Consider the following 13,367-nt stretch of genomic DNA (forward strand, 5'->3'; position numbering starts at 1 on the left):
CAGGACGATGCCCGGCGTCGCACAGGCGACACCGGGCATCGTCGGACCGACCGGCCTGCCACGGCCGGGGCGCACAGGCTCAGGCGGTTCCGCCCATGGCGTCGATCAGACTCTTGGGCCGCATGTCGGTCCAGTGGGTGTTGATGTAGTCGAGGCACGCCTGGCGGGTGTCCTGGCCGTGGACGATGGTCCAGCCCGCCGGAACCTCGGCGAAGGCCGGCCAGAGGGAGTGCTGCAGCTCGTCGTTGGCGAGCGCGTAGTACTGGCCTTCCTCGTCCTCAAAAGGGTTGCTCATGGTGGAGATCCTTCCTCTGCTGATCTGGTGTTCGAAGTGAGGGTGCGCAGGCCCTAACCGCATCCGCCGGCGTGACCCGCGTCGCCGGCGGGAACGAGCAGACCGGGCCGTACGGACTCGGCGCCGGGCTCGGGCGGGGACGGGGTCCGGGACGCCGCCGCCCTGGCCCGGACGCTCGCGATGAAGCCGGGCAGCCGGTCCGAACCCCAGAACTTGTCGTGCCGGTGGATGAAGAACGGCACCCCGAAGACGCCGTCACGGTCGACCGCCCGCAGGGCGTCGACACCCCGTCGGCGTATCTCCGGGTCATCGGCCGCATGGGCCAGCGCCTCCGGGTCCAGCCCCAACTCCTCGCCGATCGCGGCGATGGTCGCCCGGTCGGAGATGTCGAGGCCCTGTTCCCAGCGGGCCCGGTACACGGCGCCGATGAAGTCCACGCCCCGGCCGGCGTCCTGAGCCACCAGGTACGCCAGGTGGGAGACGTCCCAACAGGGTTCGGTGTCCACCGGCCAGGCCACCGAGAGCCCGCGCTCGGCGGCCAGCCGCTTGACGTCCTGGAGGATGTACAGGTGCTTCTCCTTGGACATGGGGACGTAGGGAAGCTGGTGGATCCCGGCCTCGGCCAGCAGCCGCGCGCTCACCTCGTCCGGCTCCCAGTACGGCCGCCATTCGATCGCTTCCGCCACATCCGGGGCGTTCTGGGTCAGCTCGCGGAAGGCGAGCCAGGAGTACGGGCTGCGCAGCGAGAAGTACCAGCGCGGGGGTTTGACAGCCATGGGGACCTCCGGAGTCGGTCTGGTGCGGGACAGCCTCAGATGGTGATGCCGCCGTCGATCTGTACGACGGCGCCGGTGACATAGGCGGCACGGTCCGAAACGAGGTACGAGACGAGGTCGGCGACCTCGTCGGCCTGCCCCAGCCGGCCCAGCGGAACCGACTCGAGCGCCTTCTCCTTCACCTTGCCGGTGAGCACGGACGTCATGTCCGTGTCGATGAAGCCGGGCGCGACCACGTTGGCCCGGATCCCGTAGCGCCCGACCTCCTTGGCCAGGGCGCGGGAGAACCCGATGATCCCGGCCTTGGACGCCGAGTAGTTGGTCTGGGTGGCGTTGCCGTAGACCCCGGCCACCGAGGAGAGGTTGACGATGACACCGCGCTTGCGCTTCATCATGCCGAACACGACCGAACGGCAGACGTTGTAGACACCGTCCAGGTTGACGTCCAGCACCTGGTGCCACTCCTCGTCCTTCATGAGCAGCAGCGGGTTGTCCCGGGTGATTCCCGCGGCGGTCACCACGGCATCGATCGGGCCGAGCGTGTCCTCGGTCTCCGCGATCAGTACGCGTACCAGCTCGATGTCGCGGACATCGGCCTTGCGGCTCATCACCCGCACGCCGATCTCCGAGACCTCCTTCTCCAGTTCCAGGGCAGCTGCCTCGTTCGACTGGTAGCAGAAGGCGATGTCGAAACCGTCCCGGGCCAGACGCAGCACGGTGGCGCGGCCGATTCCCCGTGCACCGCCGGTGACGAGTGCCACTCGGGATTCGATCTCTGCCATGGATACTCCAAGCGTTGTGGTGGGCCGGAACAGACCTGTGGTTCTGCTGCCGGCCCGTCAGGAAGAAGTAGTGGGGTCCGTGTCGGCGGGGCGCAGTTCCTCGGCCGGACGGAAGGCCATCACCGCGCGTCCGACGGTCATGACGACATCACCGCCGACCGTGGACTCACCCTCCACGATCACGGTGTCCCCCAGCACCCGGGAGATGGACGCCCGGTGCTCCAGCACGTCCCCGGGCAGCACCGGGCGCAGGTACGCGACCTCGGAGACGCTGCCGAACAGCATGACCTTGCCCTCGAGCACGTCGGGGTCCGGCGACTCCCAGGAGGCCAGCAGGCCGGCCGACTGGCACCAGGACTCCGTCAACAGGACCCGGGGGTACGCGTAGTCCTGGGGGGCGGCGTCCGGACCGAGGTTCTGGTACCAGGGTTCGTTGCAGGTGACCGCCTTCAGGGCGGTGAGCCGTTCACCCGGTACGACGTCGAGCACCCGGTCGACGAGCAGCATGGGGAAGCGGTGCGGAAGCACCCTGCGGATCTCCGACTGGCCGATCACGCCGCCTCCTCGTCGAACCGCAGCCGGACCGTGGCGGCGGAGCCACGAACGGTGGCGACCGTGGCCGCGCACTTCCACGTCCCGTCCCCGCCCGTCCACGCCAGGCCGATCTCCAGCTGGTCGCCGGGGAAGACCGGGCTCAGGAACCGCGTCGTCTCCACTGCCGCCAGCTCCAGTCGCGGGGCACCGGGCGGCGGGGCCTGCAAGCCGCTGAGGTGCACACATTCGATCAGGCAGACGCCGGGGAATATGGGGAACCCCGGATAGTGCCCGGGGAACACCGCCTCATCCGCGCCGATGGTGACAGTCGTCGTGGCGCCCACGCGCCCGCCGTCGCCGGCGGACGGCGGGCGGAGCACCTCGATCCGGGCGCCGACGGGGCTGCACGGCCGTTCCCGTGTCATGCCGCCGGGAGCTTTCCGAGCAGCACGATGTAGGCGTTGTCCAAGGAGGTGATCTGCCGCAGCTCACGCTCCTCCAGCCGCAGTCCGTACTTCTTCTCCAGTACGACCACGACCTCCAGCGCCATCAGCGAGTCGACCTCGAGGTCTTCCGTGAAGCTCGCGTCGTCCGTCACCTCGTCGATGTCCAGGTCGAGCACTTCGGCGATCGTGGAGCGGAGCTCTTCCTTGTCCAGCAACGTGGAGGCGTCGAGGGAGTCGTTCTGAGTGATCGTCATAGCTGTGTCCGTTCGTAGCGTCGAGCGTCTGTGGTCAGCCGAGGCGGAGCAGGGCGCAGCCGACCGCTCCGTCGCGGTCGACGGAGGTGACCAGCGCGACCTGGCCCGCCGCGGCGGAGTCGCCATCGGCGTGCACCAGCACCCCGGCGATCTGGAACGCCGCCGTGGCCGCGCCGGTGTCCCCGATGAGTGAGGTCTGGGTGAGATGGGCCGGAGCCGCCCCGGCGGTGGCCTCGTCGACCGCGGCTCGTTCCTGCGTGCCGGCCGGGCCGGGCGCCTCGCTGGTCGAGACGGCCCAGATGTCCTCGGGTCGTACCCCCGCGCGCCGTATGGCCCGGTTCAGGCAGGAGACCAGGGCCTGACGGATCTCACCGTCCAGGGCGATCCCCATCTCGACCGCGAGGATCTCGGCCAGCACCGGCTGCTCGGCGTCGAGTGGCGTGCCCTGCTCGATCAGCAGCAGCCCGCAGCCCTCACCGGGCAGCACCGCCGCGCCGTCGGTCTCCGGGTCGTGGGTGTGCTTGTCCAGCCAGGACCGGGCGTGCGAGAACTCTTCCACACCGCCGCACAGGACGGTCTGCGCCCGGCCGAAGTTGAGCAGTCGGCGCGAGTAGTTCAGTGCGTAGAGCCCGGCGGCGTGGCCACCGGCGATCGTCGTGTTGGGGCCCTTGAGCTGGTGCCAGATGGCACTCTGGCCGGCGGCGCAGTTCATCACCGCGTTGGGGAAGCGCGCCGGGTCGACGAAGAACGGCCGTTCCCCGGTGAGCGAGTCCCGGGTGAAGTCCATCTGGCTCTGCACACTGCCGGTCGTCGTACCCAGGACGAGTGCGGCGTTCTCGCCGGTGGCCACCTGCCGGTTGCGCGGCGCGTCGTCGAGCAGGCGGCTCACGGTGGTGACCGCGAGGCCGGTGACCCGGTCCATGGACCGGGTGCCCTTCTTCCCGAGCACCTCACGGATATGGAAGTCCGGTACGAGGGAGGCACTCTCCCCGGCAGCGTGCCACTGGTCCTGGTCGAGCGGGGCGGCTGTGCGCCGGCGCTCCCTGAGCCCCTGCGCGAAGGCCGCCCTGCCGATACCGAAGGGGGACAACGCCGACCAGGCGGTGATGACCGGCCGATTCACCAGAGCCGTGGGCTCACTCATGTCTGCTCCGTCACTTCTCACAGGAAGCACACCACCCGGTAGTCGGACCACCGGGCGGCAGCTTCGTCCGCAGGGATTGGCTGCACGCCGTCGAGGAGTCGGCCTTCGCCGTCCAAGCCGTACGCGATCAGGTCGGACTCCTCGGCGTAGACGCGCAGCCCCAGGCCGAGCAGGCTCCGTACATCGGCGCGCGGATCGGTGAGGGTGTCGACCACCCGCTTGCCGAGCCGCAGCGACGGCATCCGGGCGTCGCGCGCCGCGTACGTCACGGCTTGGCCGCGCAGCAGGATGTCCATCCCTCCCAACTGCCGGTTCAGCTCGGCCGCCAGGTACAGGGAGTCGACGAACTGCTTCTCCAGGGCGCCCCGGTAGGCCCGCTCCACGATGGCCAGCACCTGAGCCTGCTCCGGTGCCGGGTTCTGCCGGTCCGCCATCTCAGATCACTCCGACCATCAGTGTCTTGGCGGCCGCCGCGCTGTTCGACGCGAACGCCGAAGGGCCGCGCATCACCACTTCGGGCACATGGGCCTGCGTGCCCCGGTCGTCGCTGCAGAACTGGCAGCCGTACCAGTAGAACTGGTCGGGGAAGGCCGCCAGCATCTCCTGTACGAGCACGGCCGTGGAGGGATAGGAGGTCCCCCAGGCGGCGAAGTTGCGCGGTTTCGCCTCGCCCAGCGACTGCTGGGTCAGCTGCGTGGCATTGCCGCACGCCCATACCTGGACACGGCCGCCGCGTTCGAGCATCGCCTGGACCAGGCGCAGCACGCTCGTTGTCTGATCCGACTCGTGCGGCGCTCCCATGAGGATCAACAGCACGTCGGTCGGCGGGATGTGACGCTTCATCAGTGCCACACCACCCTTACCGCCGGGTCAAGGACTGCTGCCGCCACCGCGTCCATGTCCGTGGTGAGCGCCGACGGCAGCAGTCCGGCTTCGCGGAGCCCGCGCTGGTCGAGGGAGAACCCGTCGACCCAGACGCGGCCCCCGGCCTGCAGCAGGGCCTCCAGTTCGGGCGCCCTGCCGGGAAGGGCCAGAGTCACGCCGTCCTGGATGAGGAACAGCACCACGGAGTGGCCCATCCGCGCCTGAGTGACCGCGTCGTGGCGAAAGCCGGCGCCGGCCGGCGCGGCGACGGCCTGGCTCTCGATCAGGAGGAACCGCAGGCGCTCGGCTTCCGGCTCGGATGCTGTTCTCATGGGGTCAGACCTCGCCGCGGAGCGCCTTGGAGACACGCTCGTCGAACGTGACGAGATTCCAGTCGCGCCGGCTCTCGATGAGGGCGTAGCCGTGGGTGACCTTGCCGGTCGCGGTCTGCACGAGCTTCCCGTCCCGCACCACGTAGCAGTCCATGCGTGAGGTGTACGTGAAGTCCTTGAAGATGTTCTCGACGGTGTAGACGGTGTAGAGGTCCTCCTCCATCAGCGCCTCGTCGAGGATCTGGATCCGGGAGTGCGGGCAGGCCGGGATCCACCGGCGCTCGTCCAGCAGGGTCTTCACCGAGATGCCGCGGTCGGCGAGGAAGAGGTCGACGACCTCCTCCATCTGCCGCAGGTAGCTGGACATCTGGAGCCGCTCGGAGAAGTGGCAGTACGGGTACGGGATGCGCCACTTCCAGCCGAAGGCGTTCTTGCCCGCGGTCAGCAGATCGAGCACCGGGTCGGGGCCGGTGGTGCCCCGGCCCGCCGACAGCGAGGTGTTGTCCGACGCCGCGACGATGCCGGAGAGGTCGGGCACCTCCGGCAGCCGGGGCGCGGACGTGCTCAGACGGTGGGTGACGAAGCGCGCGATCGGAGCCGGCGCCTCGCCGGCCTCCTCGACATAGCTGTCGGAACGCAGGACGGCCTTCGCCTTCGCGGTGATCGCCTTGGTGTCCGTGCCGTCCCGGTCGGCGTGCAGGGCCACCGTGAAGGAAATGAAGTCGTCGTCGTCCGCGGCGCTCGGGACGACCTTCGCGACGACGGTCTCGTCCATGAACAGCGCGGTCAGGATCCGGGTGTCGAGGTCGACCAGGTCGACACCGAGGCCGTGCTCGGCGTAGAGCACCCGGGCCGGGAGGCCGGCCTGCTCGAAGTGGAGCAGGATGGCTTCCTCAACCAGGTAGTTGATGTGCTTGAAGCCGATCCAGGTGCAGATGTTGGAGCCCTCGTAGCGCGTGCGCAGTGACGCGGTCGTCTCGCTGGTGAGGAGCGCCTTGACGGCGCTTTCGGTCACTGTGGTCATCGATCGTGCTCCCATGGTGGTCTGGGGCCGGGTCCGCCGTGCGGGCCTGCGGCCGAAGACGAGCTGACGAACTGAACGACCAGGTCGGCGAAGCGCCGCGCCTGCTCGATCATCAGGAAGTGCCCGCAGTCCTCCAGGAGACGGAAGTCCCCTGCGGGGAGGTCGGCCGCGAGCGCGCGTCCCTCCTCCGGAGGCGCGGCGAAGTCGTGCTCGCCCGCGATGACGAGGCAAGGCACGGTGAACAGTCCGGTCCGCAACCGGGGGGTCCCCAGATACGTCTCGAAGAACCGCATCCAGCCGTAGGCGCCGACCCGGTCCCGGACCCGTTCGCCCAGGCCGCGCAGGATGTCCTCCGGGAGCCGTCCCGCGGAGTGCACCCTGATGCCCTCGGTCATGATCCGGGCGAATCCGCCGACCGACGAGGCCACGCTCTGCCAGTCGAAGTCCTCTACCGAACGACGGTAGAAGGGCGATACCAGGACCAGGCCGCGGATGCCGAACTCGGTGAACGGATCGACGCCCTTCTCGAGTCGCCGGTTCAGGAACTCGAGCAGCACGTTGGCGCCCATGGAGTGGGCGACCACCACACCGGCACCGCCGGGCACCGCGCGCAGCGCGTCGGCCATGTACGGCACGACGTCACCCTGCGCGCTCAGCTCGAAGACGCTGTCGCCACGCCAGGGCAGCTCGGCCGTCCAGATCTCCGCGCCGCTCGCCTCCAGCCCGTGGTCGACGCAGGCGTCCCACAGGCTGGCGCTGTTGGCCAGACCGTGAAGCAGCAGCATCCGGCCCCGCCACGGGCTCCCCGGACTCCGCCGGCGGACCGCGACGGGATCGCGGTCGCCGGTGCCCGCGGAGGCCGCCGCTGCCCCTTCGGGAACGAGCGCGGTGCCGGTGACGGACATCAGACCGCCACCGGCCCGTACAGCGAGAGCCCGGCACTGGCGTCGTCGGCGTCGGTGCCCGCCGTGACGTACACCGGGCCGGCGCCGCCTCCCGCGAACCAGCCGACGGCCGCGGCGCACTGGAGTACGCCCAGGGCGCCGGATCCCACGCCGAAGTGAGCGCTGACGTCATACCGCGGCACACCGTCGAGCAGACCGTCCGCGAGCGTGGCCGCGGCCGGGACCTGCCAGAGCGCCGGCCGGCCGTCGCCGGAGGCCTCGAGCTCCTTGAGGCAGACCTCCAGGCCCGTCCTGCGGACGTAGCCGCCCAGCGTCGCCAGCGGGGTCACGCCCCGCTCGGCCGCCGACGCCCCGCTCTCCAGGACCAGCGCCACCGCTCCGTCGATGGTGCGTGAGCCACCGAGGAACGCGCGCACCGCCTCGTTGTCCGGCTCGACACCGAGCACCAGCACCCGCGACGCCCGACCGCCCTCGATCAAGGTCAGTGCCCAGTGGACGGCGTCCAGTCCGGAGGTCGCGCCGTTGCACAGCATCAGGTTGGGACCGCGCAGACCGAAGCGGATGGCCACGGACGCCGCGACGACGTTGCTGGAGGCGTTCGGAAGGTCCATGGGACTGCCGGCCGCCGAGGTCTCCCTGGTGATGGTGTCCATCGCCCGGACGACCGTGTCGAGGTTTCCGTAGTTGGAGCTGGCGACCACAGCGACGGACGGAGCCGGTACGCACAGTCCGTCCTCGCCCACCAGCCCGGCGTCCCGCAGGGCCGCGTCCGCCGCGCAGTACGCGAGCTGGGTGGCCCGGTCCTTGTAGCGAAGGCCCTTCTTGCCGACGAGATCCCTGGGCTCCACCGGCGGGGCGTCGGCCGGTCCCGGAGCCATCAGCTCAGCGGCCGAGCCCGCTCGGGGGAGTACGACGCCGACCCCGCTCACCACCGCGTTCATCCGGCCGCCTCCACGATCGCGACGGCGTTGATGCCGCCGAAGCCGAATGCGTTCAACTGCGCGACGGCCAGCGGACCGTGCGCGACCTCACCGGTGACGAAGCGGAAATCGGCCGCCTCGTCCACCGGGTCCTCCAGACCGACGGTCGGCGGCACCCGGCCCTCGGCCAGCGCCCGCAGGGCGACGACCAGGCCGAGCAGGCCGGACGCGCCCGACGTGTGACCGGTCATGGACTTGATCGCCGTCATCAACGGCTTGTCGATGTCCTGGCCGAACACGTCGCTCAGAGCGAGCGCCTCGGCCTCGTCGTTGAGCAGCGTTCCCGTGCCGTGCACCATCACCAGGTCGATGTCCTTCGGCTTCACACCGCCCCGGGTGTGCGCCTCCCTGATGGCCTCGGCGATGCCGGCGGGGTCGGGCGCGGTGGCATGGTAGGCGTCGCAGTTGACCGCGACGTCCCTCACCAGTCCGTGCACCGGCTGTCCGGTGCCCGCGTTGCGGCGCAGGACGACGGCGGCCGCGCCTTCGCCCATGAGCACGCCGACCCGGTTGCGGTCGAACGGCCGTACCCTCTGAGGCGGTTCCGGCTGGACCCGCTCCAGCAGGCCGTACATGCTCTCGGTCAGCACGTCGACACCTGCCACGATGACGGTGTCCGTGGTGCCCTGGGTCAACAGGTCGGAGGCGAGAGCGAGCGCGTACAGCCCGGCCGAGCAGGCGTTGGAGAACGTATGGGTGTCGTCGGCGTTGAACGCCTCGCGCAGCGCGGTGCCGAAGTGCAGCGCCTCCGGGGCCAGGTCGATGCCGTCGCGCTGCCACAGCTCTACCGAACGCAGCTCCCTCAGTCCGGTACCGACCAGCACGGGGACACCGCTGAGGTCGTCGGTGTCGAGTCCGGCGTCCCGGGCCGCCTGGCCGACCGCGTCGATCAGCAGTCCGGTCGCCCGCCCGGCCACATCGGCGCCGGGCTCCGGCCGGTTGTCCACCTCGTACGCATGGCGTGCGGTGTGCCGGCTGAGGTCGAAGCCACGCAGCTCACCGACGCCGGAGACGCCCGAGCACAGATTGGTGAAGAGTTCGTCGACCGAGTCGCCGACGCAGGCCACGGCGCCCATACCGGTCACGGGCCAGCTCATGCCGACGCTCCGTGATACCGGCCGAGCAGCACGACGGCGTTGTTGCCGCCGAAGGCCAGCCCGTTGTTCTGGACGATCTCGAGGTCCGCATCGACGGCCACGTTGGGTACGCAGTCCACGTCGCACTCCGGGTCCGTCGTGACGTGATTGATGGTCGGCGGTATGAAGCCGTTGATGATCGCCAGTGAGCAGCCGATGGCCGACAGCGCGCTCGCCGCGCCCATGGTGTGACCGATCATCGACTTCATCGAGATCGTCTTCGGCGGCTGAGTGCCGAACACCTCACGGATGGCGCGTGCCTCGGTGACGTCGTTGGCCTTGGTGCCGGTGCCGTGCGCCGAGATGAGGTCCACCTGTTCGGCCTTCACGCCGGCGTTCTCCAGGGCGAGCTGCATGGCCCGCCCCACACTTTCCTGATTCGGCGCGACCTGGTGGTAGGCGTCACAGTTCAGCCCGTAGCCGAGCACCTCGGCGTAGATCCGGGCACCGCGCGCGAGGGCGGAGTCCAGGCTCTCCAGCAGGAGCACGCCGGCGCCCTCGCCGGTGAGGATCCCCTTGCGGTCCACGTCGAAGGGCTGGCAGCGGTCGGGGGCGATGGTGCCCAACCGGTAGAATCCGGAGAACGTCTTCCGGCACATCGCGTCGGCGCCGCCGCACAACGCGTACTCCGCCTCACCGGAGCGGACCGCGTCGTAGCCGTAGCCGATGGCGTAGTTGCCCGCGGCGCAGGCGGTCGGAATGGTCACCGCCTCGACGTCGGTCAGCCGCAACTCCTGGGCGATGGCTGCCGAGAGGCGGCCGGCCGGAACACGACGGGCGAGTTCGGGCGCCATGTGCTCGGGCCCCCGGGTGACCTCCGCCTCGACCATGTGGTCGAGGTCGCGGGACTCACCGTCGGTGGTCCCGATGGAGATGACGCCGTGTTCCGACCGCCAGTCCTCGATGTCCAGGCGGGCGTCGTCGATCGCCATCCGGGCCGCGGCGACCGAGTACTGCGTCGCCCTGCCCAGCTGTTCCACCGGAAGCCGGCGTATCCACTGCTCGGGATCGAAGTGCGCTACCTCGCAACCGTTCGCGTGGTCGAATCCCTCGACGTCGAACACGGTGATCGGCTTGGCGCCACTGCTGCCGCTGCGCAGCCCCTGCAGGAATTCCTCGGCCCCCATGCCAATGCTGGAGACCACGCCGAGTCCGGTGATCACCACTCTCCGCAGGTTCGTGTGCCCCAGTTCTGCCATCCCGACCTCTCCGTCCGCTGTTCCGGCCGTGCCACGCTTGAGTGAGAGCGCCGCTGCTCTACCAGGAGGCAGACTCTGCGACTACCTCGTACACGCCCTTGAGGTGAACCATTCGGGGAAGCTCCGACTGGTCGATCGTGACGCTGAATTCCTTCTCGAGACCAGCGAGGATCTCGATGGAACGGAGCGAGTCCGCAGCGTGGTCCTCCTTGAAGAGGCTGGTCTCGGTGACCTCGTCCTCTTCGATCTCGAGAATGTCGCAGACGATTTCCTTGATCTTCTGCACTCGCTCGTCGTGAATTGAACTCATAGTGATGACACATTCCTTCGTCGAGGCGCGCTGGGTCACTGACTGGAGTATTCCTACGACACGCAGCGGAGCCGGGCAATGGCGACTGCATATAGCTGCCGTCTCCACTTCGGGGAAAGTCGTCCCGAAGGGAGCCGGGCTCTGCTGCGTCGCGGTCCACCGCATATTCATCCGTGAGCGCAGACGGTGCGCAACTACGGGTACAGGAAGCTGCCACGGCCATAGAAGACCTTGTACCGCCGCCTGCTCGCGGCAGCCGGTCCGCCGTGGGGAGCCGGCCGCGGGACGGCACCGGCGGTGGCCCCGGGCGGCCGGGCGGTCCGAGCGGATCGCTGCCCGGGGAGATCTCGCGGACCGTCGGTGTGCCGTCGGCGCCCGGCCGATGAGCGGGACCGCGGCCGGTCGACGCGGTCCGGCACAGAGCCCCGGCGGCAGCCGCACGCGGGCGTCGCGTCGCGCCCGGGGACGCGCGGTGCCCCGCACGCGATAACGGTTCGGTTCCGAAGGCGACTGGCATCTTGCTGTAAGCGAGTTGCCAGCATTCGGCCGAGCCGGTTAGACATGAGTCACAGCACTCATTCCGATGGTGCGTCCCCAGCAGGGAGCTCAATATCCGAGCTGCGCCAAGACGACCGGCGTTCTGAAAGGTGGATCCGTGAGCCTGGAAACGATCGGCCTCGTGTCTCCCGGTCCGGGAACGCGGCGTCGGAGGGCCGGTGAGCCGCTGCGGGAGAGTGCCGGGGCCGGGCGGACGGAGCGGATGCCGCTCTCATGAGCACCTCGACTCCGGAACGCGGACTGAGTGGGGTGGGCGTTCTCGACAAGGCGTCGCTGCTGCTCGATGTGGTCGGCACCGGTCCGACCTCGCTGGCCGGCCTGGTCGCGTTGACCGGTCTCAAGCGCCCCACGGTGCACCGGCTCGCACTCGCCCTCGAGCGCTTGCACCTGCTCGGCCGCGACGGGCGCGGCCGGTTCGTGCTGGGGTCGCGGCTGGGGGAACTGGCGGGCACGGCGTGGCAGGGGCAGTTGATGGCGCGGGCCGAACCGGTCCTGGTGCGGACACGGGATCTGACCGGCGCGAGTGTCCGGCTCTACCGGCGCGTGGGCGAGCTCCAGACCTGCGTGGTCTCCGCGGAGAGCGCGACGGACCCGAAGCCTTCTCCCCGCGTCGGAACGGCGTTCCCCATGAAGTCGGGCTCGGTCTCCCAGGTGCTGCTCGCCTGGGAGCGGGCCGATCGGCTGAGCCGGGCGCTGCGCGGCGCCAGGTTCAGCGCGACCACCCTGGCCAATGTGCGGCGCAAGGGGTGGGCCCAGAGTGCGGAGGGGGCGAGCCCGGGCATGATCTCGGTGTCGGCACCGGTCCGCGATGTGGAGAACAACGTGATCGCCGCGGTCTCGCTGTCCGGACCGCTCGGGCAGCTGTCCAGCAACCCGGGCCCCCGCTACAGCAAAGTCGTGCTTCATGCCGCCGCGCAGCTCAGTGGTCTGGGATGAGGACACGTCGGACGCGGGCTCGTCGGGTCGCCCCGACCGCGGGTGCGCCGAGGACTCCGGGGATTCAGCAGTGAGGGGAAGCCATGACCGTGACCGGTAGTGCCGGGACCAGATGGTTCCGCCGTCACCCGGCGGGTGGGACGGCACGGAAGAGGATCGTCTGCCTGCCTCACGCGGGGGGCGCCGCCAGCTTCTTCCATTCCTGGGGGAAGGCGTTCGGCGGCGGGATCGAGGTGATGGCAGCGTGCTATCCCGGGCGCCAGGAACGGATCGCGGAACCCTGCCTGGACAGCATGGCGCCGCTGGCGGACGCGATCGCCGAGGAGCTGATCCCGTTCCTGGACCTTCCGGTGGTGATCTTCGGGCACAGCATGGGGGCCTCGCTGGCCTACGAGGTCACCCTCCGGCTGCAGAACGAGTACGGCGACCGCATCGCCGGTCTTCTCGTCTCCGCCCGAGAAGCCCCGCACCGTACGGTTCCGAAGACCTTTCATCTCAGGGATGACGAAGGACTGATCGCCGAGGCGAAACGACTCGGTGGCACCGATTCGGCGTTGCTGGACGATCCTGGTCTCAGGGAACTCGTACTCCCGGCCCTGCGCTCCGACTTCCGTATTGCCGGTACCTATCGGGCACGTGAGCCTGTTCCTGTGCAATGTCCTGTCTTCGGATATGTGGGGGACCAGGACACGGTCACGGCGGCCGACATGCAGGAGTGGTCCCAAGTGAGCCCCGGCGGCTTTGGCCTGCGGGTGTTTCCGGGCGGGCACTTCTATCTGGTTGCCGAGAAGGACGAGCTGATCAAGGACATCGCCGGCCGGATCGGCTGACCCCGGGGGAGGGGCAGAGCGCCGGCGCCAGGCTGATTTTAGATCTTCTATATGGACTCGTG

Annotated in this window: 18 protein-coding genes; 2 read left to right on the forward strand and 16 right to left on the reverse strand. The window is 69.5% G+C overall.

Annotation, left to right across the window (positions count from 1 at the left end; translation table 11 throughout):
* Window positions 1-79: 79 nt before the first annotated feature.
* From PSQ21_RS28640 to PSQ21_RS28715, 16 genes are read right to left on the reverse strand one after another with little or no spacing between them, the layout of a single operon-like run.
* Window positions 80-295: an MbtH family protein gene (locus tag PSQ21_RS28640; RefSeq protein ID WP_274034168.1), complete on the reverse strand. Its 216-nt coding sequence runs from the start codon at window positions 293-295 to the stop codon at window positions 80-82.
* 53 nt (window positions 296-348) lie between these two features.
* Window positions 349-1,071, reverse strand: coding sequence for a 2-hydroxychromene-2-carboxylate isomerase (locus tag PSQ21_RS28645; RefSeq protein WP_274034169.1), 723 nt, complete (start codon window positions 1,069-1,071; stop codon window positions 349-351).
* 35 nt (window positions 1,072-1,106) lie between these two features.
* Window positions 1,107-1,853 (reverse strand): 3-oxoacyl-[acyl-carrier-protein] reductase, encoded by a 747-nt coding sequence (gene fabG, locus PSQ21_RS28650; RefSeq protein WP_274034170.1) that lies wholly within the window; start codon window positions 1,851-1,853, stop codon window positions 1,107-1,109.
* 57 nt (window positions 1,854-1,910) lie between these two features.
* Window positions 1,911-2,408, reverse strand: coding sequence for a 3-hydroxyacyl-ACP dehydratase FabZ family protein (locus PSQ21_RS28655; RefSeq protein ID WP_274034171.1), 498 nt, complete (start codon window positions 2,406-2,408; stop codon window positions 1,911-1,913).
* Window positions 2,405-2,812: a 3-hydroxyacyl-ACP dehydratase FabZ family protein gene (locus tag PSQ21_RS28660; protein ID WP_274034172.1), complete on the reverse strand. Its 408-nt coding sequence runs from the start codon at window positions 2,810-2,812 to the stop codon at window positions 2,405-2,407. Before PSQ21_RS28660 ends, PSQ21_RS28655 begins: the two co-directional genes overlap by 4 nt.
* Complete coding sequence (locus PSQ21_RS28665) at window positions 2,809-3,087, reverse strand: acyl carrier protein (RefSeq protein WP_274034173.1); 279 nt, start codon at window positions 3,085-3,087, stop codon at window positions 2,809-2,811. The genes PSQ21_RS28660 and PSQ21_RS28665 overlap by 4 nt, the downstream gene beginning before the upstream one ends.
* Before the next feature lie 34 nt (window positions 3,088-3,121).
* Window positions 3,122-4,231: a beta-ketoacyl synthase N-terminal-like domain-containing protein gene (locus tag PSQ21_RS28670; protein ID WP_274034174.1), complete on the reverse strand. Its 1,110-nt coding sequence runs from the start codon at window positions 4,229-4,231 to the stop codon at window positions 3,122-3,124.
* 17 nt (window positions 4,232-4,248) lie between these two features.
* Complete coding sequence (locus PSQ21_RS28675; protein WP_274034175.1) at window positions 4,249-4,665, reverse strand: hypothetical protein; 417 nt, start codon at window positions 4,663-4,665, stop codon at window positions 4,249-4,251.
* 1 nt (window position 4,666) lies between these two features.
* Window positions 4,667-5,074: a hypothetical protein gene (locus PSQ21_RS28680; protein WP_274034176.1), complete on the reverse strand. Its 408-nt coding sequence runs from the start codon at window positions 5,072-5,074 to the stop codon at window positions 4,667-4,669.
* Window positions 5,074-5,427, reverse strand: coding sequence for a DsrE family protein (locus tag PSQ21_RS28685; RefSeq protein ID WP_274034177.1), 354 nt, complete (start codon window positions 5,425-5,427; stop codon window positions 5,074-5,076). Before PSQ21_RS28685 ends, PSQ21_RS28680 begins: the two co-directional genes overlap by 1 nt.
* 4 nt (window positions 5,428-5,431) lie before the next feature.
* Entirely contained in the window at window positions 5,432-6,451 is a 1,020-nt protein-coding gene (locus tag PSQ21_RS28690; RefSeq protein ID WP_274034179.1) for a hypothetical protein, read from the reverse strand.
* Complete coding sequence (locus PSQ21_RS28695) at window positions 6,448-7,356, reverse strand: alpha/beta fold hydrolase (protein WP_274034181.1); 909 nt, start codon at window positions 7,354-7,356, stop codon at window positions 6,448-6,450. The genes PSQ21_RS28690 and PSQ21_RS28695 overlap by 4 nt, the downstream gene beginning before the upstream one ends.
* Window positions 7,356-8,297, reverse strand: coding sequence for a beta-ketoacyl synthase N-terminal-like domain-containing protein (locus tag PSQ21_RS28700; protein WP_274034182.1), 942 nt, complete (start codon window positions 8,295-8,297; stop codon window positions 7,356-7,358). The genes PSQ21_RS28695 and PSQ21_RS28700 overlap by 1 nt, the downstream gene beginning before the upstream one ends.
* Window positions 8,294-9,433, reverse strand: coding sequence for a beta-ketoacyl-[acyl-carrier-protein] synthase family protein (locus PSQ21_RS28705; RefSeq protein ID WP_274034183.1), 1,140 nt, complete (start codon window positions 9,431-9,433; stop codon window positions 8,294-8,296). Before PSQ21_RS28705 ends, PSQ21_RS28700 begins: the two co-directional genes overlap by 4 nt.
* Complete coding sequence (locus PSQ21_RS28710) at window positions 9,430-10,671, reverse strand: beta-ketoacyl-[acyl-carrier-protein] synthase family protein (RefSeq protein WP_274034184.1); 1,242 nt, start codon at window positions 10,669-10,671, stop codon at window positions 9,430-9,432. The genes PSQ21_RS28705 and PSQ21_RS28710 overlap by 4 nt, the downstream gene beginning before the upstream one ends.
* Window positions 10,672-10,729: 58 nt before the next feature.
* A complete protein-coding gene (locus PSQ21_RS28715) occupies window positions 10,730-10,981 on the reverse strand; it encodes an acyl carrier protein (RefSeq protein ID WP_274035992.1) in 252 nt (83 codons plus the stop codon).
* A 771-nt stretch (window positions 10,982-11,752) separates the two neighbouring features.
* Here PSQ21_RS28715 and PSQ21_RS28720 point away from each other — a divergent pair.
* Both PSQ21_RS28720 and PSQ21_RS28725 read left to right on the forward strand, forming a co-directional pair.
* Window positions 11,753-12,475, forward strand: a complete 723-nt coding sequence (locus PSQ21_RS28720) for an IclR family transcriptional regulator (protein ID WP_274034185.1) — start codon at window positions 11,753-11,755, stop codon at window positions 12,473-12,475.
* An 83-nt stretch (window positions 12,476-12,558) separates the two neighbouring features.
* A complete protein-coding gene (locus PSQ21_RS28725; RefSeq protein ID WP_274034186.1) occupies window positions 12,559-13,305 on the forward strand; it encodes a thioesterase II family protein in 747 nt (248 codons plus the stop codon).
* The last annotated feature ends 62 nt before the right edge of the window (window positions 13,306-13,367 follow it).

This window comes from Streptomyces sp. MMBL 11-1 (assembly GCF_028622875.1).
Taxonomy (GTDB): Bacteria; Actinomycetota; Actinomycetes; order Streptomycetales; family Streptomycetaceae; genus Streptomyces.